The organism is Streptomyces sp. NPDC006332 (genome assembly GCF_040612855.1).
Classification (GTDB): Bacteria; Actinomycetota; Actinomycetes; order Streptomycetales; family Streptomycetaceae; genus Streptomyces.
Window position 1 is genome coordinate 1 of the sequence record NZ_JBEXRA010000082.1, and the last position, 21,143, is coordinate 21,143.

At 71.2% G+C, this 21,143-nt stretch carries 17 protein-coding genes; 8 read left to right on the plus strand and 9 right to left on the minus strand.

The features are described 5' to 3' along the window. Positions 1–191: 191 nt before the first annotated feature. The 6 genes from ABZ027_RS40175 to ABZ027_RS40200 form a co-directional block, all read right to left on the minus strand. Entirely contained in the window at positions 192–668 is a 477-nt protein-coding gene (locus tag ABZ027_RS40175; RefSeq protein ID WP_356777493.1) for a carboxymuconolactone decarboxylase family protein, read from the minus strand. An 81-nt stretch (positions 669–749) separates the two neighbouring features. Then, the gene (locus ABZ027_RS40180) at positions 750–2,651 is read right to left on the minus strand and encodes a glycoside hydrolase family 97 catalytic domain-containing protein (RefSeq protein ID WP_356777495.1); all 1,902 of its coding nucleotides are present in this window, start codon (positions 2,649–2,651) and stop codon (positions 750–752) included. A 38-nt stretch (positions 2,652–2,689) separates the two neighbouring features. Continuing rightward, positions 2,690–5,026 carry a glycoside hydrolase family 95-like protein gene (locus tag ABZ027_RS40185; protein ID WP_356777497.1) on the minus strand — a complete coding sequence of 779 codons (2,337 nt, stop codon included), beginning with the start codon at positions 5,024–5,026 and terminating at the stop codon, positions 2,690–2,692. 194 nt (positions 5,027–5,220) lie between these two features. Then, positions 5,221–7,233, minus strand: coding sequence for an alpha/beta fold hydrolase (locus tag ABZ027_RS40190; protein ID WP_356777499.1), 2,013 nt, complete (start codon positions 7,231–7,233; stop codon positions 5,221–5,223). Between the two features lie 134 nt (positions 7,234–7,367). Then, entirely contained in the window at positions 7,368–7,901 is a 534-nt protein-coding gene (locus tag ABZ027_RS40195) for a GNAT family N-acetyltransferase (protein ID WP_356777501.1), read from the minus strand. A gap of 86 nt (positions 7,902–7,987) precedes the next feature. Further along, positions 7,988–8,383, minus strand: a complete 396-nt coding sequence (locus ABZ027_RS40200) for a hypothetical protein (RefSeq protein ID WP_356777503.1) — start codon at positions 8,381–8,383, stop codon at positions 7,988–7,990. 246 nt (positions 8,384–8,629) lie between these two features. Here ABZ027_RS40200 and ABZ027_RS40205 point away from each other — a divergent pair, with 246 nt between their 5' ends. From ABZ027_RS40205 to ABZ027_RS40225, 5 genes are all read left to right on the plus strand, one after another. Then, entirely contained in the window at positions 8,630–8,767 is a 138-nt protein-coding gene (locus ABZ027_RS40205; protein ID WP_356777535.1) for a hypothetical protein, read from the plus strand. Positions 8,768–9,031: 264 nt separating this feature from the next. Then, the gene (locus ABZ027_RS40210) at positions 9,032–9,679 is read left to right on the plus strand and encodes a DUF6629 family protein (protein WP_356777505.1); all 648 of its coding nucleotides are present in this window, start codon (positions 9,032–9,034) and stop codon (positions 9,677–9,679) included. Between the two features lie 228 nt (positions 9,680–9,907). Beyond that, positions 9,908–11,233, plus strand: a complete 1,326-nt coding sequence (locus ABZ027_RS40215; protein ID WP_356777507.1) for an alpha/beta fold hydrolase — start codon at positions 9,908–9,910, stop codon at positions 11,231–11,233. 97 nt (positions 11,234–11,330) lie between these two features. Continuing rightward, complete coding sequence (locus tag ABZ027_RS40220; RefSeq protein WP_356777509.1) at positions 11,331–12,293, plus strand: YihY/virulence factor BrkB family protein; 963 nt, start codon at positions 11,331–11,333, stop codon at positions 12,291–12,293. A gap of 215 nt (positions 12,294–12,508) precedes the next feature. Next, a complete protein-coding gene (locus tag ABZ027_RS40225; RefSeq protein ID WP_356777511.1) occupies positions 12,509–13,234 on the plus strand; it encodes an FAD binding domain-containing protein in 726 nt (241 codons plus the stop codon). A 112-nt stretch (positions 13,235–13,346) separates the two neighbouring features. Here ABZ027_RS40225 and ABZ027_RS40230 read toward each other — a convergent pair whose 3' ends face one another. Both ABZ027_RS40230 and ABZ027_RS40235 read right to left on the minus strand, forming a co-directional pair. Further along, the gene (locus ABZ027_RS40230; protein WP_356777513.1) at positions 13,347–13,922 is read right to left on the minus strand and encodes a phosphatase PAP2 family protein; all 576 of its coding nucleotides are present in this window, start codon (positions 13,920–13,922) and stop codon (positions 13,347–13,349) included. Further along, a complete protein-coding gene (locus tag ABZ027_RS40235) occupies positions 13,915–15,303 on the minus strand; it encodes a diacylglycerol kinase family protein (protein ID WP_356777514.1) in 1,389 nt (462 codons plus the stop codon). The genes ABZ027_RS40230 and ABZ027_RS40235 overlap by 8 nt, the downstream gene beginning before the upstream one ends. A 467-nt stretch (positions 15,304–15,770) precedes the next feature. Between ABZ027_RS40235 and ABZ027_RS40240 the strand changes: the two genes are divergently transcribed. The 3 genes from ABZ027_RS40240 to ABZ027_RS40250 all read left to right on the plus strand — a co-directional run bounded on the left by ABZ027_RS40240 (position 15,771) and on the right by ABZ027_RS40250 (position 20,428). Next, the gene (locus ABZ027_RS40240; RefSeq protein WP_356777533.1) at positions 15,771–16,862 is read left to right on the plus strand and encodes a M23 family metallopeptidase; all 1,092 of its coding nucleotides are present in this window, start codon (positions 15,771–15,773) and stop codon (positions 16,860–16,862) included. Between the two features lie 206 nt (positions 16,863–17,068). After that, entirely contained in the window at positions 17,069–18,184 is a 1,116-nt protein-coding gene (locus tag ABZ027_RS40245) for an SGNH/GDSL hydrolase family protein (RefSeq protein WP_356777515.1), read from the plus strand. Positions 18,185–18,328: 144 nt separating this feature from the next. After that, positions 18,329–20,428, plus strand: coding sequence for a hypothetical protein (locus ABZ027_RS40250; RefSeq protein WP_356777517.1), 2,100 nt, complete (start codon positions 18,329–18,331; stop codon positions 20,426–20,428). Between the two features lie 78 nt (positions 20,429–20,506). On the opposite strand, the gene ABZ027_RS40255 is transcribed toward ABZ027_RS40250, so the two are convergent. After that, positions 20,507–21,115 carry a TetR/AcrR family transcriptional regulator gene (locus tag ABZ027_RS40255; protein ID WP_356777519.1) on the minus strand — a complete coding sequence of 203 codons (609 nt, stop codon included), beginning with the start codon at positions 21,113–21,115 and terminating at the stop codon, positions 20,507–20,509. Positions 21,116–21,143: the final 28 nt, after the last annotated feature.

The window sequence follows — 21,143 nt, forward strand, 5'->3', positions numbered from 1 at the left end:
GGAGCACACCCAGCGTCGCCTCCTGCGGATGCGTGGTCCGGAACCAGGCCACCGGGGCGGGAACCCGGCGGCATACTGGTCCCCGGGCGCCCCCGGCGACAGCCGCATCAGCGTCAACGCCTTGGCGGGCAGCGGGGCGGCCGGCGGCGGGTGCCACCGGCGGCGGCCGTGCTGGTCGTCGTCAGCCGGGGTTATCCGAACTGGCCGGGCTGGTAGTCGCCGGCCGGCTGCTGGACCATGACGTTCAGGCGGTTGAAGGAGTTGATGATCGAGATGAGCGACACCAGAGCGACGAGCTGCTCCTCGTCGTAGTGCTTGGCGGCGTTCGCCCAGACCTCGTCCGGGACCCCTCCGGCCGCGTCGGCGATGCGCGTGCCCTGTTCCGTCAGTTCCAGGGCGGCGCGCTCGGCGTCGGTGAAGACCGTGGCCTCCCGCCAGGCCGCGACCAGGTTGAGCCGCACCGTGGTCTCCCCGGCGTGCAGGGCGTCCTTGGTGTGCATGTCGGTGCAGAAGCCGCAGCCGTTGATCTGACTGGCCCGGAGCAACACCAGTTCCCGGGTCGCGGGAGGCAGCGTCGACTCCGTGGCGATCAGCCTGCCCGCCGCGGTCACGTGCTTGAGGAACTTGGCTGCGAACGGACTGCCGAAGAGGTTCAGTCGGGCTTCCATGGTGCACTCCTTGCCGTTGTGGGCGGATACACCTCTATGACGGAACGGCGCGACGAGTTGTGACATGGAAAGCCGAATTCCTCAGCGGTAGCAGGTGGTTACGCCCGGACGCCACGGACAGGCGATCCCGGCGAAGCCTCCGTTGGCGACGACGTCGACGCTGAGCGTGTCGCCGCCGCGCACCACCCGCCGGTCCTGGACCAGCCCGTCGGCGCCGTCCCGGATCGTCTCGACCAGCCACCGTCCGGAGCCGACGGACAGCGGCACCGTGGCCGTGCGGGCGGCGCCGGCGTACACCCCGCCCAGGAACCAGCGGTCGCCACTGCGGCGGGCGAGGACGGCCTCCTGGCCGGGAAGCCCGGCGAGCAGCCGGGTGTCGTCCCAGGCGGCGGGAACCTGATCGAAGTAGGCCCGGGCGAGCGGCCGGTCGTCGTACGACTGGGGGGTGCCCGCGAACATCTGCAGCCCCGACTCGTAGGCGACCGTCAGCCCCACCTCGGCCGCGTCGGAGTTGGGACGCAGGCCGACGCGCTGGAAGGCGCCCGGGGTGAAGTCCATGGAGCCGATGACGTTGCGGGTGAACGGCAGGGTGGTGAGGTGGGCGGCGGTGTTCGTCCGCTTCTCCTCACCGCCGACGCCCTCCAGGGTCATCACGTGCGGCCAGGTGCGCTGGATGCCCTTGGGGATGGTGGAACCGTGGAAGTCGATCATGAGGTGGTGGGCGGCGGTCTCCGGGAGGATGGCGTCGTACCACTTGAGCATGGACTGCGCCTCGGAGTTCATGAAGTCGATCTTGACGCCCTTGACGCCCCACCGCTCCAACGTGGGCAGCCACTGGGCGCGTTCCTCGGGTGTGTCGAGGTCGCGCTGATGGATCCAGACGATGATCCCGACGCCCTTGGCGCGCGCGTACTTGACCAGTTCCGGCATCCAGCTGTTGGTCTGCCAGTCGGGGTCGGTGACGTCCCACTCGTCCTTCTTGAAGTACCAGCCCGAATCGACGGCCTCGTAGGGCCAGTCGCGTTCGGCGGCGTAGTCGACGTAGGCCTTCTGCGCGGCCAGGCTCTGCCCGGCTTCCTTGCCGCCGGCGAGCCAGGTCCACAGCACGGTGCCGGGCCGGACCCAGGAGGAGTTGGCGACCTTGGAGGCGGGGGCGAGGTCGTCGGTGAAGGTGGAGCGGGTGACGGTGGCGAGGTCGCCGGTCACCATGGCCCGCCACGAGGTGGCGAGGGGGCCATCGGCGCTGACCCGTTCGTCGGCGAGCTGGACGCGGTAGGTGCCGCTGCCCTGGGTGTGGGCGAGCCGGGCCCCCGAGTAGCTGCCGGTGAGGTCCGACTCGGCGAGCAGGGTGTAGCCGCCGGGGGTGGAGAAGAGCGCTTGCGGGGAGTAGGCGTTGGTGGGCGCGGTCGCCGCGGTGTACTGGGCGAACTGCCCTTCGTTGTCGACCCGGTAGGTGCTGAGCCAGGCGCCCGCGTCCGACGGCAGGTTGAAGGCGGAGGTCTCGCCGAGCACGTCGCCGTGTCCGGCGGGCAGGACGTACCGGTAGGCGACGCCGTCGGCGGAGGCGCGGACGACGAGGTCGAGCCGGGCGCCGGCGGCGGTGGCGAACGACAGCCGGGTCTCGTTCATGCGGACCCGGCGCTCCAGCCGTTTGCCGGACTTCGCCCGGTAGCGCTCGTCGACCAGTCGGTCCTTGCGGCGCAGGAAGCGCAAGTCCTGGGAGAGGTCGGCCTGTTCGGTGACGATGCCGACGGGCGACGGTTCGATGACCGTACGGCCGTCGCGGGACACCGCGAGGCTGAGCGTGCCGGTGGTGTCGTCCAGGGATATCCGCGCTCGTGGTGCGTGCGGCGATGCCGAGACGGCCCAGACGTGGTCGCCGGAGCCCAGGTCCTGCTCGGCCCGCGCCGGCACGGTGGTGAGGAGGGTGGCCACCAGGCCGGCGCAGAGCGTGGCGACCGCGGTTCTGATCGGAACAGCCATGAGAATCTTCCCTGTTGTGGATCCGGGGTGGGTGGTGGTTACGGCAGTCCCCAGGCGGCGCCCGGTTCGCTGATGGCGACCGGCGCGATGTCGAGGTCGGGGCGGGAGCCGGAGTGGATCAGTACCTCGCGGCCCTTGGGCAGGTCGATGGAGATGACGCCGTCACCCAGGTCGTGGGTGCGGGCCGGGCTGCCGTCGTCGAGGAGTACGGTGAGCCGGCCGCTGAGTCCGTGCCGGAGTTTGAGCGGTTCGCCCGCCAGGCTCCTGATCCGGATGAACCGGGTCGTGCCCTTCTTGCGGACGGCGCTGACCAGGAAGGCGCCCTGGGTACGGAAGTCGTGCAGGGTGACGTCTGCCCAGGCGGACGGGACGGCCGGGAAGACGCGGATCACGCCGCCCCAGCTCTGGCAGAACATGTCGTGCAGGGACTGCGAAGCGGACAGCGGCGTCTCGATGACCGGACCGGCCTCGGTGTAGTGCGTGTTGGCGCGGCAGGGATAGCGGGTGGTCGGGTCGAAGAACTTCCGCAGGTACGTGATGGCGGTGTCGCCGTCGCCGGTCATCGCGTACATCGAGGCGGCCCCGGTGTAGCTGTAACCCCGGTGGGCGCCGGGCAGCGCGTGCCAGTGGACGAGTGACTTCGCGATCAGGTCGCGGCTCTCGGGCTGGTCCCAGTTGACGAGGTACAGCGGGTACACCATCAGCAGGTGCGAGTAGTGCCGGTGGGACTGCGCGTACGGGGTGTCGGCGCCGATCATGAAGCCGTTGTCGTCGACCGGGTAGGGCGTGAGTTTGGCCAGCACCTCCTGCCAGCGCGGCTTCAACTCGTCGTCGACACCGAGCAGTTCGGCGGACTCGAGGAGCGTCTGACAGCCCCAGCGGATGAGGGACAGGTCGTAGTTGGTGTCCTGCGGCGGCACGACGGGGTACTCGGGCGAGAGCGTGCTGGGCAGGTGGAGCTTGCCGTCGCTGCCCGCGGTGAGGAAGTGCAGGTAGTAGTTGATCGCCCGGCGCAGCACCGGGTAGACCGTGTCGCGCAGCAGCGCCGTGTCCATGGAGTGCCGGTAGGAGAGCCACACGTTGTGCAGGGCCCAGGTGAGGTCGCCGGTCTCGGCTCCGGTGCCGGGCCGGCCGACACCGCGGTTGGCGAACATGTCGGAGCTGCGGCCGACGCCGGAGCTGTCCGACCGGTAGGCGGCGGGGACGTTGGCGATCAGCTGTTCCTGGTTCTGGCGCAGCGTGGTGGCGAGCGAGTCGAGTTCCAGGTGGTTGAAGCCGTGGATGAGCCAGTACTCCAGCTGGACGTTGAGGTTCCACCAGACGGCGGGCCACGGGGTGGGCTCCAGCCACGGTCCGCAGGTGGCCATGACGGGGCCGCCCGCGCGGCTGGCGGAGGCGACCTTGTAGAGCTGGATCCAGTGGAAGCTCTGCAGCCGCTGGTCGGGGAACGAGACGAAGCTCTTTTGGTAGAACGCGTGCCACCAGCTGGTGTGGCGTCGCCTGAGGGCGCTGTACGACGTCGCGCGCCGGAGGTTGCGCAGCGAGTCGGCCTCCGCGGCGGTGTCGGAGGGGAAGCTGTGTCCGACGCTGAGCAGGAGCTCGCCGCCGGAGCGCCGGTACGAGGTGGCCGTCTGGCCGCCACTGGTGAGGGGCTGGAGCACCTGCTTGGTGCCGTCGGCGGCGGTCCGGGTGGTCCAGGGCGGGTTGGCGGTGTAGTTGGCGGGCGGGGCCTCGCTGATGCGGCGGGGGCTGACCGCTTCCTCGGGGTGGAAGGTCCAGGTGACCTTCTCGCCGCCGGTGGCCGTCACCCGGGTGGCAAGGACCTCGTCGTGGATGAGGGCGGAGAGGGTGAGTTTGCCGGCGGTGGTGGTGACGGTGCCAGTGAGCTCGGCGTTCCACAGGCTCAGCCGCCAGTCGACGGCGGTGATGGTGCCGACCGGTTCGAGCGTGAGGTGTCCGACCGGCAGCCGGCAGGTGCCCCAGCCGCTGCCGAACTCGGGCCGGTGGTCCTGGACGCGGCCGTGCTGGACGGTGAAGCGGATCTGGTTGGCGCCGGGCTCCTGGTAGACCATGCTGCCGAGCAGCCCGTCACCGAGGAACGGGCCCTCGTGCCAGAGGGTGGGCAGCCTGCTCCACCGCAGGTCCTGGCCGCGCAGGAACTTCTCCCAGGCGGCGTCGGTGGTCATGGTGTCGCGCAGTTTCCAGGGGCGTCTGGCGCTCTGGGCCGTCGGCGTGACGCCCTCTGTCCCCGCCGCCCGCACCGACTGTTCGGCGTGTGCCGTTGCGGGCAGTGCCGCCACTGCCGCACCGCTCAGCGCGGTACCGAGTAACACTCTGCGGGCCACCGGCGAGGGATTTCCCTGCGGTGAGGTCATCATCGTCCTCCAAGACCTGACGGATCCTCGATACATCGGGTGTATCGGCGAACCTAGACACCGCTTTATGTACCTGTCAATGACTAGGACCAGTGCGGTATCAGGCCATCAGTTTGGGCAATTAGAAAACGATTGACGCTTCGCCCGTAGGTCCGTCAGACAGCGCGAGCTCTTGACCCATCCGACCTTTCTGGTCAGAGCAGCGCGGGTCGTTTCCATTCCTGGTCCAGGACGTGGTGGTCGAGGAAGTTCAGTACCGTCTCGTACAGGACGCGGATGTGGTTCGGTACGCCGATGCCGTGGCTCTCGTCCGGGAAGTACAGGTAACGGACCGGAACGCCGTACCGCCGCAGGTCGTTGTGGAGCCCCTGTGCCTGGCTCACCGGGACCCGGTAGTCCTTGCCGCCCTGCACGATCAGCATCGGCGTGGTCATCTTCGCCGCGTCGAGGTGCGGCGAGTCGGCCTCGTACCGTTCGCGTCGTGTCCTCGGGTCGCCGAAGATCTTCAGGAAGTAGGCGTGCAGGTCCGTGTCGTTCAGCAGCGCCTCCAGGTTCCACGGACCGGCGTGCGAGACGATCGCCTTGAAACGGTCGGTGCGGGTCGCCGCCCGGTTGGCCAGGTAGCCGCCGTAGGACCGGCCGGCCAGGCCGGTGCGGGTCGGGTCGAGGTCGTCGCGGGCCAGCGCCGCGTCGGTCAGGGTGATGAGGTCACGGTAGGGCTGCCCGCCGTACTGGCCGCGGCCGCGCTCCTGCATGCGCTGCCCGTAGCCTGTGGACAGCGCCGGGTCCGGCAGCAGCACCGCGTAGCCGCGGGCGGCGAACGGCCAAGGGTTCCACAGCCAGCTCCAGTTGTTCCAGGACCCCTGCGGCCCGCCGTGCGGGACGACGATCAGCGGGGCCGGGCGCTGGGCCGAGGCACCCTCGGGCAGCGTGAGCCAGGCCCGCAGCGGGAAACCGTCGTCGGCGTCGGTGTGCACCTCGGTCAGGGTGCCGGGGAGCGGTCCGAGGGCCCCGGGGGCGTCGAGGAAGGTGGGTAGTTGGTCGGCCCCGGTGGCGTCCAGCCGGACCACCCGGGGCGGGCTGTCGATCGTGCCGCGCAGTGCGTAGAGGGCAGCCCCGTCGGGGGTCACGCACAGCGAGGAATACGCGCCGGACGCTGTCAGGCGGGTGACCGCGCCGTCCGCGTCTCGGCGGAAGACCGGGCAGTGGCCCCGCTCGTCGCCGGTGAACCACAGCGTGCCGTCCCCGGGACGCGGCGAGAGGACCGCGCGTCCCGGCCACGGCCAGTTGTCGAACTCCGGCAGCAGATCGGTCTCTTCACCGGAGGCCAGGTCGAAGGCGACGAGGGTGACCCGCCATTCGGTGTCGTAGGTCTCCTCCCGCTGCCGCTGGCAGACCAGTGTCCCGCCGTCGGCGCTGAACGCGAGACGGTAGTACTGGTGGCCGGGACGCGAGAGAGTGTGGCGCTCGGCGCCGGTCGTGGCGTCGGCGACGACCACGACGTTCGTGTCCGCGGCACGGCCGGCCTCGGCCCGCGTGTAGGCGACCAGCGATCCGTCCGGCGAGAGTGCCGCGTCCCCGCCGCCCTCGAGGCCCTGGCTGCCGGCGTCGACCGGGGCGTGGTCGGAGCGCAGGACGAAGGTGTGCGGCTCGTCCGGGCCGAGCGCGGTGTCCCCGGCGCGGGTCGCGCTCGCCCCGTACAGGACGGCGTTCACCCCGGCGGTTCGGCGCTCTCGGCGGAGCCCGGCGTGTGTCTCGGCGTCCGTGGCGCCGGGCAGCAGACCCGCGGTGTAGGCGACCGTGTCGGTGCCCCCGGCGACGGTGAAGGCGGATATGCCTCCGGGGTGGTGGGCGATCCGCTCGGCCTCACCGCGCTCGGGCAGCGTCCACAGCGCCACGCCCTGAGGGTCACTGTCGCTGCCGGCGGAGTCGGCTTTCTTCAGGGCGGACAGGAACAGCAGCGTGCCGTCGGCGGCGAAGGCGGGCGCGAACACATTCTCGTCGGCCCCGGTCACGAGGCGGGGTTCTCGTCCGCCGGCCGGGTCCACGTCCCACAGGGTGGAGACGTATCCGGTCCCCTGGTCGTCACTCCTCTGAACGGAGACGATCAAGCGACGTCCGTCGGGCGCCAGGGCCAGGTCGGTGAGGCGGGGGTGTGCGGCGAACAGCTCATGGAAAACGGGGGTATCCCCCGGGGGATGGGGCATGGCGATCATCCTGCCCGCTCCACCCGATTCACGACAGGGCCCCGCGAACTCGGTCGGTCAACGCCCCGACGGGTCCTCCAACCCCGGGGGACTTGCGCTCAGGCAGCGTCGGTCACCGACCGGAACCCGTCGGTTCAGGCATCGAACTCCGAGAGATCGATGACGTGAACACGCAGCGGAACGCCGTACACCGGATGGGCGGCCTCACGCTCCGGCACCATGCCGAGCTTGCGGATGACCTTCTCGGAGGCCTCGTCACCCACCCGGCTGATGCTGATGACCCGGCCGAGACCACGGTCCTGGAGGGCGAACTCCAGCGTGGCGTGGGCCGCTTCGGACCCGTATCCCTGTCCCCAGAACGGCGAGCCGAGCCGCCAGCTGATCGCCGCGTCGGCCGAGGGCTCCGGCAGGACGTCGGGCACCGACAGACCGGTGAAACCGGCCAGTTCACCGGAGGCGAGCAGCTCGACGGCGAACAGTCCGAAGCCCTCCTCGTCCCATTCCTCCTCCCACCGCTCGATCGCCTCCGCCGTCTGCTCCAGGTCGCGTACCGAGCCGTCGTCGACCCAGCGCATCACCCGCGGGTCGCCGTTGATCTCCGCCATGGGGGCGAGGTCGTCGTCACGCCAGCGACGGAGGAGCAGGCGGGGAGTGCGGATCTCGATCATGGCGCCCATCCTGCCGAAGAAGACGGCCGCACCGGTAATCGCCCCTCGGCCGCGCGGACCGCCTCAGCTCACCCACGACCGGCGCGTCACGCGGCGCGAACCCGGTCCCGCACCGTGCGTGCGGGCAGGACCGCCGCCGCGCGCGTGGGCGCGGCCGGAGTACGCGCCGGCCGGACCCGGTGAGTGGTCCTGGTCGGATCGACGACGGCCTCGCCGAAGATGATCCTTCCCGTGGAGTGCAGCGCGTCGCATTCGTCGGTGGGCAGCGCGGCGTAACAGCTGCCCCGCCCGGTGTCCGGGTCGAACGGCTGCCAGTAGCTGTATCTGCGCCGCCCGTCCGCGTGCACGGTGAGAAAGACAGGGGTACAGGGGTCGGAGATGACCCGCAGAACGTCACCACCGGTGGAGCGGACCGGTGTGCGGGACCGGCCCGAGGTGAGGACGGACACGGGGCGCTGCGCGGGTTGCGGCGTGGACTGCATCTGCGGTGGCCTTCCTGCGGGGACTCAAGACCGGCTACCCAGTGCAGACGATCTTGATCTCGCTTTCTCGGCATTGTTCAGCACCCCACTGACAACGCGGCGACGTGACCGCCTCGCGGGTGCTGACGCCAAGTCGATCTCGGGACTGAAGACGGGTGAACGGGGTGAGTAGTTCCGCAGGGGGTAAGCGAGTTGAGGCACAAGCACGCGCCGTCGGCGCCGGAGGGAAGGAGCCACATGCCAGGCATGCTGGAACGAATCAAGCGGTACGCGCAGAGCCCTCAGGGGCGGCGCACGGTCGAGCAGGCGCGGCGGGCCGCGGCCGACCCCCGACGGCGGGCCCAGGCCCAGCGCCTGCTGGGCAAGCTCCGCGGCCGACGCTGACAGGGTCCGCCCGTCCGCCATCCGCAATCCGCAATCCGCAATCCGCAATCCACGCGACGACCGGGCGGTCCGGCCCACACACGCGGCCGGGCCGCTCGCCTGCGTCCCGGACGGCTTTCGCGCGAGGGTCACCTCCGTCCCCGGTGACGAGGCCGCCGTGTCACCCCGACCGTCGGGGCGGTCGGACGTAGCTTGGTCCGCGGTGAACAGGCGGACACAGCCGATACAGCGGATACATCCGACGACGATTCCCATGGTGGCGTGATGTGCTGGAGTGCGACGGCCGACCTCGTGGCGGGCACCGCTGTCGCGGGCGTGGGGGTGGCGTGTGTGGCTCGGGTGCGCAGCGGTCGGGAGCTGCCGCTCGCCGCACTGCCGTTGCTGCTCGGAGCCCACCAGCTCGTCGAGGCGGTCGTCTGGGACTCGGGGGGCGGCAGCGGACCCGCCACCACCGCGTGGGCCGTCATCGCGCTGCCCCTGCTGACGGTGTGGGTGCCGGCCGGCGTGCTGTGCGCCTGCCCGCCGCACGCTCGACGCCGGGTGTGCGCGCTGCTCGTCGTCGGAGCGGTGACGGCGGCGATGCTGGCGTACGGTCTCGCCACCGGGCCGGCGAAGGCCGAGATCCGCGGTCACACGGTCGGCTACATGTTCGACCTTCCGTTCACGCCTGTGCTCATCGCGGGCTATCTCCTGGCCACCGTGGGCTCGTTGCTGCTGTCCGGTGACCGGCGGCTGCTGGTGCTGGGGATCCTGGTCGCCGTCGGCGCACTGGGCTGCTGGGTTCTGTGGCGGTTGGAGTTCGTCTCCACCTGGTGCGCGCTCGCCGCCGTGTGCTCCGTGATGCTGTTCCGCTGGGTCGGCACACGGCCGGTGTCCGTGCAGGCGGCAGGTGGTCCGGCGGCCCGGTACTGAGATCGGGGCACCGGTTCCCGCACGCCATATTACTGAACCGTAACCTTCTGGGTGCTACCGCGGGTAACACGATCGCGGCTACGGTCCTGACAGTTCGTCTAAGAGCGGTACGGGAAGCGTCGGTCGGACGACCGGCTGCCCGCGCCGCCGTATCCGCCCCACCGGACAGTCAGCCCCACCCGAGCCGCACCCGAAAGCTCGGCCTCCCCCCACACCCGGAGGTCCGCCATGCCCGCACCCGCACGCATCGTGGCCGCAGCCGTGACCGCTGCCGCCTGCCTCGGCGCCACAGCCGTCCCGGCCGCCGCGACAACGGACACCGACGCCGTGATCTCACGCGGAGTCACCATCCCCACGTTCTACAATCCGCCCGCCACGCTGCCCGTGGCCGACGGTGCCCTGGTCCGCAGCGAGCCTCTCCCCTTGGCGCTGAGCCTGCCCGGCATCGACGGACCACTGCCGGGCACGGCCACCCGTCTGATGTACAAGTCCACGGACTCAGGCGGCCAGCCCGTGGCGGTCACCGGGGCGTACATCGAGCCGACGGCCGCCTGGAAGGGCAAGGGGGCACGGCCGCTGGTGGCCGTCGCACCCGGCACCATGGGACAGGGCGACCAGTGCGCCGCCTCTCTCGGCCTCGAACATCCCCTCCGGTTCAACGGGCAGACGGTTTCCGTCGGCTACGAAACCCTGGCCGTCTACCGGCTGCTCGCCAAGGGGATCGCCGTCGTGGTCACCGACTACGCCGGCCTCGGTGCCACCGACCGTCTGCACACCTACGTCAACCGCGTCGACGAGGCGCACGCCGTCCTGGACGCCGTCCGCGCGGCCCGGTCCCTGCCCGGGACGTCGGTCACCGCCGGCTCCCGCGTGGCGCTGTTCGGCTACAGCCAGGGCGGCGGCGCGACCGCCGCGGCCGCCGAGCTGCAGGCCTCCTACGCTCCCGACGTCACTCTCGCCGGCACCTACTCCGGTGCCCCGCCCGCCGATCTGGCCGAGGTCACCAAGGCCATCGACGGGAGCGACCTCGCCGGGGCACTGGGCTGGTCGGTCAACGGTTTCGTGCAGTCCGACCCCGCCCTGCGGCCGATCGCCGACGCCCACCTCAACGCGACGGGCAAGGCGGCGCTCACCGACCTGTCGACCATGTGCGTCGGGGACGCACTGTTCGCCTACAACTCCGCCCGCAGCACGGCCTGGACCACCGACGGCCGGCCGATCAGCGACATCATCGCGGAGGAACCCGCCCTGCGCGCGTTCCTCGCCGAACAGCGCCTCGGCACGGTCAAGCCGACCGGCCCGGTCCGTGTGGCGACCGGCACCAGCGACAACCTCGTGCCGCACGCGCAGGCCCGTCAACTGGCCGTCGACTGGTGCCGCGAGGGCGCCGACGTGACCTACAAGTACGTTGCCCTGCCCGACGTGGGCAACGCGCTGATCAACCACTTCGCGCCCCTGCTCACCGACCAGGGCGAAGCCATCTCCTGGCTCACCGACCGCCTCAACGGCAAGCCCGCCACGTCCACCTGCTCCGGCCTGCCCGCCCAGCGCTGAGGAGCCGCTCACAACCGAGCCGCGGGGCGAGGTCGGGCGTGACGGTTCTCGGGGCAACCGGAGAGGGGAACCGCCGTACGACGAGGAGCGTCCGCGCATGGGAACCAGCGTCCACGTCCCACAGACCCGGGACATGATCGGAGAGGAACTCTCCGGCGACGAGGCGTTCACCGCCCTGCGGCATTACGGGGGATGGCGGCTGCTCACCGACTCCTTCGCACGGTTCCGTTACTCGGACGGCTTCACCAACGCACGTGCCCTCGCCTTCCAAGTGGTGCTCGGACTGGTGCCGTTCACCGTGGCGCTGGTCGGACTGGCCACGTCGGTGCACACGGAGGGGGTGGGCCGGATCATCGAGCTCACCCTCGGCCGGATCGTGCCGGGTGCCAGCGCCGATGTCGTCGAGGACGCCTTCGACGGGACCCGGCGCAGTGCCCACGGCGACGTCTGGAGCACGCTCGCCCTGTGGCTCGGGCTGGCGTTCGCGCTGCTGAACCTCGCCTCGGCCATGGGGCAGATCGAGCGTGGCGCCAACCGCATCTACGGCATCGAGCGTGACCGTCCCTTCCCTCGCAAGTACGCGCGCGCGTTGGTGCTCGCGGTCACAGCGGGCCTGCCGATGGTGCTGGGGTTCGTCGCCCTCGTCGCCGGGGCGGCCGTCGGGGACGCGGTGGCCCGCTCGGCCGGATGGGCGGACGGGCCGCAGTGGTGGGGCGTGCTCGACATTCCGGTCGGGCTCGCGCTGGCCTGGGTAGCCTCCGCCGTGATCTTCCGCTGGTCGCCCCGGCGGGTCCAACCGGGCTACACCTGGCTGGCGTTCGGTTCCGCCGTCCATCTCCTGCTGTGGGTGTCGGCCACCTGGCTGCTCGCGCTGTACGTCGAGGAGAGCGGCGCCTTCGGATCCCTGTACGGACCGCTCACCGCCTTCGTCGCCCTGCTGCTGTGGGCCAACCTCACCGCCGTCGCGCTCTTCCTGGGCATCGCGTTCGCCGCCCAACTCGAAGCGGCCCGCGCCGGTATCGCGTCAGCCGTGCGGCCGGACCCCGGACCCGGCGCCTGATCCACGAAGAGCATCCTCTGCGAGGACCCCGGGGGACTTCGGCGGCCGCCCCCTGCCCGCGCCACGACCCCCGCGCGAGGGGCGCGCGGGCCCGTGGCGTGATGAGCCCTGCACGCGCCCCCTCCCCTGGGGAAAGAATGCGCCATGTCAGTGATCGTGTGGCTGAGGTGTCACCCCTTGCGCCACCAACTCGCCGGAAGGGCTGGTCGGTTCCCGTGTTGTTGCGTCTGCCGGTGTCCGTGTCCGAAGCACAGGAGTGCCTGACCGAAGGGGCAGTGCCGATCGGTGGTGCGACGCTCGTATGGGCCGGCTGGCAACAGGACGGGTTCCCCGACCAGGCCATGTCTCTGCGCCGACTGCCCGAGGCCAACGTGATCGAGCGCGAGGCGCTGGGCGCGGCCGTGGTGTTGCGCGAGATCGACGACCGCGTGCCCGAGGTACTGCGTCGGGCCGCCGCGACCGTGGGCACCGGAGCCGTGCGCCGTACGGCCACGGTCGGCGGCAACCTCGTCGGCAGCACCCTGCGTTGTCTGCTGCCCGCGGCTCTCGTGCTGAACGCCCGTGCCGTCGTTCTGGACGCGGACCGGGTCCACGAGACCGACCTCGCCGAGGTTCTGGCCAAGCGTCACCTCCTGCTCGGTCTTCGCTGGCGCGAGCCGATCGTCAGCGGGTACCGCAAACTGAGCGGCGAGGCCGGTGGGCCGCCCCCTCTGATAGTCGCCGCCGCCGTGCACGCGGACGGCGGACGACACCTCCTTCGGGTCGCCGTCCGCGACGGTTACGAGGTCCTCAGCGACAGCATCGGGTACGACGCCGGCACCGACACCGAGCAGATTCTGAACGGCCTCCAGGGCACCACCGTCGGCACCCTCCACGCCGCCGGCTGGGCCGAGGTCCGCCACCACGTCACCGAGTTGCTGGCCGCCCCCGCCGGTCACTGAAGGCGCGGCCGGCTCGCCTGGCGGGCGGCGAACGCCCCTCGCGGCCGGACGCGCCCGACTCGATGCTCGACGAACGCGGGGGTCACCTTCGACATGACGAAGGAGGCCCCGCTCAGCTCTCCCAGTGGGCGGCGGCGAGGACCGCGGCCGCCGCGCCGGTCCCCAGGACCGCGCCGGCGACGACATCGCCCGGGTAGTGCACTCCGGTGTGGATCCGCGAGTAGCCCACCGCGCAGGCCAGCAGGCCGAGCGGGACCGTGGCGACCGGCAACGCTGGACCCACGGCGGCGGCGAAGGCGACGGCGGAGGCCGTGTGGCCGGACGGAAAGGACGCGGACGCCGGCATGGGCACATGCCTGCCCGGGAACGGCGAGTCCTCGGCGCGGCGGGGACGCGGCCGCCGGACCAGACGCTTCCCGAGCAGGTTGGCGGTCGTGGAGGCGACACCGATGGCCGCGACACCGAGTACGGCGGCACGACGCGGCCGGCCGGGGCACAGCGCCAGAAGTCCGGCGGTCACGAACGAGATCTTGGAGTGGTCCGCGGCCGCCGACAACCGCCGCAGAGCCGAGTCCAGCGCGGGTGTCCTGGTGACCGTGACAGCCTCGTAGAGCGCCTGGTCGAGGGCGGCGAGGTCACGCATCAGGCCTCGCTGCGCCCGATGGTCCGGCGAGGGGCGGTCAAACATCGCTCTGCTCCTGTTTCTTCCGGGACGAAAGGGGGGTCCGACCGAAGGCGAGACGGACGACACGCCGCCAGTCGACGGACGGTGCGACATACGGGGCACCCGGTCGGTGTCTGGGCACCCGCACCCTCAGGACGCCGGGGCGTACCGTGCACACCACGGGCGGGGGCAGGGTCAGGGCCTCGCCGTCGACGGCCACCGGGATGAGATCCTCGTCGGCCGCGACGACGACGCTACGCGCCTTCAGCGCTGTGATGCTGCTGGCCCGTTCACCGCGCAACGCCAGCTCGGCGGCCTGCGCGGGGCCCTCCACCCGGATCGCGATCACCCCGAGTCTGCCCGCGTCGAGTCTGGGTCTGCGGCCACCGCCGAGGGGATCGGCCCTGCCGTAGGGGTTGTTGCTGACCAGGAGAGTCTGGGGGGCGTGCACCCGTTCGTCGTCCGCCCGGACATCGAGGACGGTTCCGCCGTCGCCGACCAGCAGGTCCGGCAACTGGTCGAGCGCGGTGGCCGCCTTGGCGTCGCGGTAGTCGGGGCTCTGCACGATCTCCGCGTACGCCCCGAACGAGACCGTGTTGACGAACGGCCGTCCGTCCACGTCCCCCAGGTCGACGCGGAGTTCCACACCGTCCGAGAGGGCGTCCAGGCAGCTTGCCGGGTCGTCGCGGTCCAGGCCGAGATCCATGGCGAAGTGGTTGCGGGTGCCGGCGGCCACGACCACGAACGGCAGCCGGTGCTCGGCGGCCACCCCTGCCACCAGGGCCTGTGTGCCGTCGCCGCCCGCCACGCCGAGCAGGTCCGCGCCCTCCGCCACGGCCTGTCGCGCCGCCGCCACCGGATCGGGACCGGTGTCCAGGTCGAGCAGCACCACCCGGGCACCCAGCGCCTCCGCCCGCTCCACCAGGTTGTGCTCGACGACCTTGCCGCCCCCGGAGCGCGGGTTCATGATCAGCACCGGTCGGCGGGGCGGCCGGGCCGAACGGGCGTGCATGCCGTGCGGCTTGCGCAGGCGGCGCAGCGCGCTCCTGGCGCAGGCCAGCCCCAGCGTCCACGACGCCACTGCCGCCACCGCCACCACCCACAGTCCCGACACGGCGTAGAGCACCAGGACGCCCACGGGCGCGGCCAGCGCCAGCAGGGCGCCCAGCAAGCGGGCCACCCCCCGGTGTGCCAGGGCCCACCAGATACCCGCACCGGCCAGGGCGAGACCGGCGAGCCCCAGCAGCAGGACCAGCCACCGGCCGGATCCGGCGCCCACCACCACGGCCGCGACGGCACCGGCCACGCACAGCAGGGCGAGCCTCGCCAGGGTCCGCACGGACAGGCCATCCCCCCGACCGGTGGCGCTCTGTACCAGCTCACTGCTCGTTCGGGTCGCGTTCATGATGCGTCGGGGGTCCCCCGGGGTCCCGTGTCCGCGTGCCCGCAGCCAACGGCGCCCCATCTGCCTCGGGTCCCTTCCCTGCCCCTCTCTCTCCATGGTCGTTTCGGCCGCCGGTCCGGCATCCCGACATCCGCGGCACCAGTGTCACGGGATCGGACGGACCTGCGACCTCAGACTCGGCGAGCCCACGATCTCACGGGGCCGCGGCCCGCCTCGGCACGATGCTTACGTGCCCCCTTCTTCCGCGTCGACTCCCTGTGTACGCCTTCCCTCCTCGGGTGCCCTACCCACAGGGCCCTTCGCGCCTCGCCGCCGGTCCTTGATCAGTCGCCAGGGGTGACGGCGTCCGACGCGCACGGGCCCGGGAAACATTCGGGCGTACCCGAGATCTGCCCGTTCGGGCAGGTCACTCTGCCTTCGCGTCTCGTGAGGGCCGGGCGACGGGGCGCTACCGTCCGTCCGTGACCATCGAGACCCCTCCGGATTCGCCGTCGACGCCGATCCCGCAGGGTGCGACCGCTCCCCGTCGGCGCGGTCCGGGCGTGTTCACCGTCGTGGTTCTGCCGGGTCTGGCCACCCTGGCGGGCATCGCCGGCTGGTTGGTGCTGACGGGCGGCTTCTCCCCGGACCAGCCGCACAACCCCGCTTCCGGCCCGGCCGGCACGACCCGCGTCGACGCCTCCTACCTTCCGTGGCTGCGCAAGGCCGCCTCCGCCTGCCCGGTCCTCACCCCCGCCGTCCTCGCCGCCCAGATCGAGCAGCTCACCGGCTGGAGCAACGACACCGAACGCCTTTCGGGCGAGAAGGGGATCGCCGCGTTCACGGACGCCCGATGGCGCACCTGGGGCAAGGACGACGACGGCAACGGCCGCTCCTCGCCCGGGGATCCGGCGGACGCGATGATGGCGCTCGGCCGGCAGGACTGCTCGCTGGCCGAGAAAGTGACCGGCCTCAGGACCGACGGCACCGTCAGCGGCGACCTCGTGGACCTCACGCTGGCCGCCTACGCCGTGGGCACGGACACGGTGGCCCGGGCGGGCCGCGTGCCGGCCGAGTCGCGCGGTTACGTCGCCGAGGTGAAGGCGCTGCTCCCCCGCTACGAGGCGTTCGACCAGCAGAACCCCGACGACACCGCGAACCGGGCGCCGGGCGCGGTCCTCGCCCCGCCGACGAGCGTCCTCACCGTCACCTCGTCCTACGGTTCCCGCGAGCACCCGCTGACGGGAGTGACCAAGCTCCACACCGGCGTCGACTTCGGTGCGCCGCAGGGAGCGCAGGTGTCCGCCGCCGCGGCGGGTCGGGTCGTGTTCGCCGGGATGACGAAGGCGTACGGCAACCGTGTCGTGATCGACCACGGCACCGTCGGCGGCAAGCCCCTGCAGACGACCTACAGTCACCTGTCGTCCCTCCAGGTCCCGGTCGACCGGACGGTGGAGGCCGGCACGCCGATCGGACTCGTCGGGTCCACCGGCCTGTCCACCGGCCCCCACCTGCATTTCGAAGTGATCTTCGGCGGGGGATACAGCGATCCGATGCCGTGGCTCGGACCCGGCGCGTGACAACACGCGGTACTGGCACGGGAGTTGAGCCCCGCTGCTGGAAGTCGCGTACCGCGAGGGGTTGACGACGGCGCGCACGACGGTCACCTTCGATAGGAGCCGGATTGGGAGCGCTCCCACACCTCTCGGTGCGGCCCGTACGCCCTCCCCGGCCCCGCCCCGGCAAGACCGCCCGCACCGTCCCGTCACCCTCGAAGGATGGCCTCATGGACACGCCTGGTCGCTTACCCCGAAGGACGTTCGTCGCCGCCGCCGTCGCGGGTGCCGTCGCCGGCGTCGCCTCCCCCGCGCGGGCATCCGGCACGCGGGCTCGTTTCCACACCGCGGGCCGGGTCACCGGGAGCGCCGAGGGGTCCGTGCGGTACAGCTGGCCCGGCATCTACTTCGAGGGCCGTTTCCACGGTACCGGCGTCGGCGTCGTCCTCGACGACGCGGACAACGACTACGACGTCCAGATCGACGGAACGACCGTCGAGACGCTGGTGATGCCGGGGCGGACCACGTTCTGGGTCGACGGCCTGCGGGACACCGGGCACCGCGTGCGGCTCGTGAAGCGCACCGAAAGCCCCTGGGCCGCGGGCTCGTTCGGCGGATTCGTCGCCGCTCCCCGAGGCGCCCTTCTGCCCCGGCCCCGGCCCCGGAGCAGACAGATCGAGTTCATCGGCGACTCCAACACCGCCGGCTACGGCAACGTCTCCACCACACGTGACTGCTCGGGCAACGGCGGAGTCAACCGGAACACCAACGCCGACCTCGCCTTCGGCGCCCTCACCGCCCGTGGCCTCGACGCCGACTACCAGATCAACGCCTTCTCCGGCCGCGGCATGGTGCGCAACTACAACGGCAGCAGCCCCGAAGCCGACTTCCGCACCTACTACGACCGGGCCCTGCTGAACGTCGACGGCGACATCTGGCGCCGACCGGCCGGCTGGCGGCCACAGGTCGTCGTGATCGGACTGGGCCTGAACGACTTCTCCACGCCCCTCAACCCCGGTGAACGCTGGGCGACACAGGACGAGTTGGTCACCGCCTACGAGAAGGCGTACCACGGTTTCCTCGACAATCTGCGCGCCCGGTACGGCCCGAAAACGTTCATCGTGGTCAGCGCCACCCACCTCTGGAACACCACCGCGTTCACCGACGCCACCCTGCGCATCGTCGAGCGGCGCAACCGGCGCGGCGACCACCGGGTCAGCCACTGGTACTACGACGATCCCGGCCTGGACCACCTGGGCTGCGACTGGCACCCCTCCCTCAACGACCACCGGATCATCTCGGGGCTGCTGGACGACCACCTCGCCACCCTGCCGCTGAGCTGGTAGCAGGCCAAATCGGGACCTAACACTCCATGAAGTGAAGGTGAATTATTTCCGACGCGCAGGTGCACAACCTTTCACGCTCTTCTCCCGTCGAACAGGTGAACAACGCGTCACCTGCCGCGCAGTCCCTGGGGGGAAGTCTTGTCCGTGATCGTCCGTTGGTTGTGTGCCGTCCTGCGTGTCCGCGGGAAGGCCGACCTCTTCCTGGTGTTCCTCTTCGGCGCCGGGTTCGCACTGCTCCCCGTGTTCGCGCTGATGCCGTCCCTGTGGGGCTTCGCCGCGGCGTCCGCCGTGAGCTACGTCGCGGACGAGGCATTGCACGTCCGGGCCCCGGGTTTCGTCCGGCGACTGGCGTCCTTGCAGTTCAATCGCACCATGCGGTTCGCCGCCCGCACCGTCATGCTGCTCGCCCTGGCCGAGCGGATGGACGCGCCGGAGGCGGTGCTGGCCGCCGGCCTCGCCGCTTTCACCATCCACTTCGCGATGGTGATGATCTACACGGCGTTGCACCGGGGCATCCGCCTGCGGCGGGTCCTGCCGGTGGCCGTGCGGAATCTCGACATGAGCGCCGCGGGCATCCCGGCGCACCCGCCCGCCTTCCTCTACAAGCGTTTCCTGCGCAAGCTGCTCCATCTCGACGTGGCGGCGCACGCGGCTCTGCTCGCCGCGCTGGCAGCCGGAATGTGGTACCCGGCGGGCCTCGGCTACGCGGTCACGGCCGGGCTCCCGGTGGCGGCGGTGCTGGCCCTGCTGGTCCAGTTCCGTGCGGCCCGCCGGACGCCGCCGCGCGACGACATCATCGGCGAGGTCAACCGGCAACTGGCCGGCTACCGGCCCGAGGTGGCGCTGTACTTCAGCTTCGCCGCGGTGTCACGGGACTTCATGTACCAGGTCAACATGTGGATCGAGACCCTGGAGAAGCTGGACCGACGGCCGGTGATCATCCTTCGGGAGCAGGCCTCGTTCCGTCATCTCAGCCGTACCTCCCTCCCGGTGCTGTGTGTGCCCAAGGCGGACGACCTCGCGGAGCTGGACCTGTCCGGCGTGCGGGTCGCGCTCTACCCCGGCAACGCGGGCAAGAACGTCCACATGCTGCGGATCGCCGAGGCCAAGCACGTCTTCATCGGCCACGGTGACAGTGACAAGCTGGCCAGCAGCAACCGGGTCAGCAAGGTGTACGACGAGATCTGGGTGGCCGGCCGGGCCGGCCGTGACCGGTACCAGCGGGTGCGGCACGCCATCAGCGACGACGCCATCGTCGAGGTGGGCCGCCCGCAGCTGGCGCCCATCCGGCTGCACGCCGACCACACGCCCGGACCGCTGCCCGTGGTGCTGTACGCCCCGACCTGGGAGGGCTGGAGCGACGACGACTGCCACACCTCCCTGATCCCGATGGGCGTGCCCCTGGTCGAGAAGCTCCTCGAGCAGAACGTGCGGGTCATCTACAAACCGCATCCGCTCACCGGCAAACGCTCACCCGAGGCCACCGCGGCGGACCGAGCCATCCGGGCCATGCTGAGCGCCGACAACGAGCAGCGTGATGCCGCGCAGGCCCAGGAAGCGATCGCCGCGGCCCGGCCGCGGCTGTCGGAGATCCGGGCACGGCTCGACGAGTTGGCCGGTCGGCAGCAGGGCGACTACGCAGAGCAGACCCGCGCCGCGCGGGTCCCCGGCCAGGACGGCGCGGCCGAGTGGCACGAACTGCACGCCGAGTGGCACCGGATCTACTGGGAGGCCCGCGGTCCGGTCCGGCACAACGTGATCCTCACCCAGCTGCCGACCCTGTACGAGTGCTTCAACCAGGCCGACATCCTGATCAGCGACGTCTCCTCGGTGGTCGCCGACTTCGTGGCCAGCCTCAAGCCGTACGTCCTGACCAACGCCAACGACCTGTCCGATCAGGAGTTCCGGGCGGCCTACACCACCGCCGGGGGCGCCTACCTCCTCGACCGTGACTGCGTCCGGCTGCCGGAGATCCTGCGCTCGGTCCGCGAGCGGGGCCACGATCCGATGGCCGCGCACCGCCGTACGCTCAAGGAGTACGTCCTCGGCCCGGACCGGCCCACCTCGATGGAGCGGTTCAACACCGCCGTCAACGCGCTGGCCGCCCGGTCCGAGGCGGAGATGACCGAGCGTGCGACCGAGGGAGGCCAGGACCTGGTGATCCCGGCGCAGCGGACCGACTCGGCTCCGCGTGTCGACCTGACAGGTCCGTCCGATCGACCGGCCCCACTGAGCAACGTCTGAGCGGTTGTCGCGCGGGCGCCGTCGGCCCTCTCCCCCGCTACGGCGGTGGGTCTGGGTCGGCGGCGCCCGCGCGACCGGTCACCGCGGTGCGCTGTCGGTGTCCACCAGGCCGGCGATCTGCGCGGTGACCGTGGCGAGGATGTCGGTCCAGGCCATGTCGTCGCCGAGCACCAGGTAGTTGAGGGTCAGCCCGTCCGTCATCGCGGCCAGGTAGCGGGCCAGGACGGAGACGGGCACGCTCAGTCGGAAGTCCATGCGCCGGCCGAGTTCCTCGATGAGTTCGCCGTACGCGTCGCCGTAGAGCTCGTACTGGCGTCGCGCCAGATGCTCGAACCCCGGTTGGCGCAGGGCGTACTGGGTGAGTTCGTAGGTGAGCATGTGCTCGTCCGGGTGGGCGCGGACGTGGTCCCAGTACGCCCCGAACCCGGCCCGGACGGTCTCCTCCAGCGTGGCCCTGGGCCGTATCGCCTCCTTCACCACGGTCACGGAGTGGGCCGTGAGGGTCGTGATGACGGACTCGATCAGGGCCTGCTTGGAGTCGAAGCAGTAGTGGAAGACGCTCAGGGACACGTCCGCCTCGGCGGCGATGGACCGGGTCGTCGTCCTGGCGACGCCGTCCCGGGTCATCGCCCTGATCGCCGCCTCCGTCAGCTGTCGGCGCCGTTCCGCCGACGGCATCCGTGCCATGTGCGCCCGCCCCTCCTGCTCGTGCCGG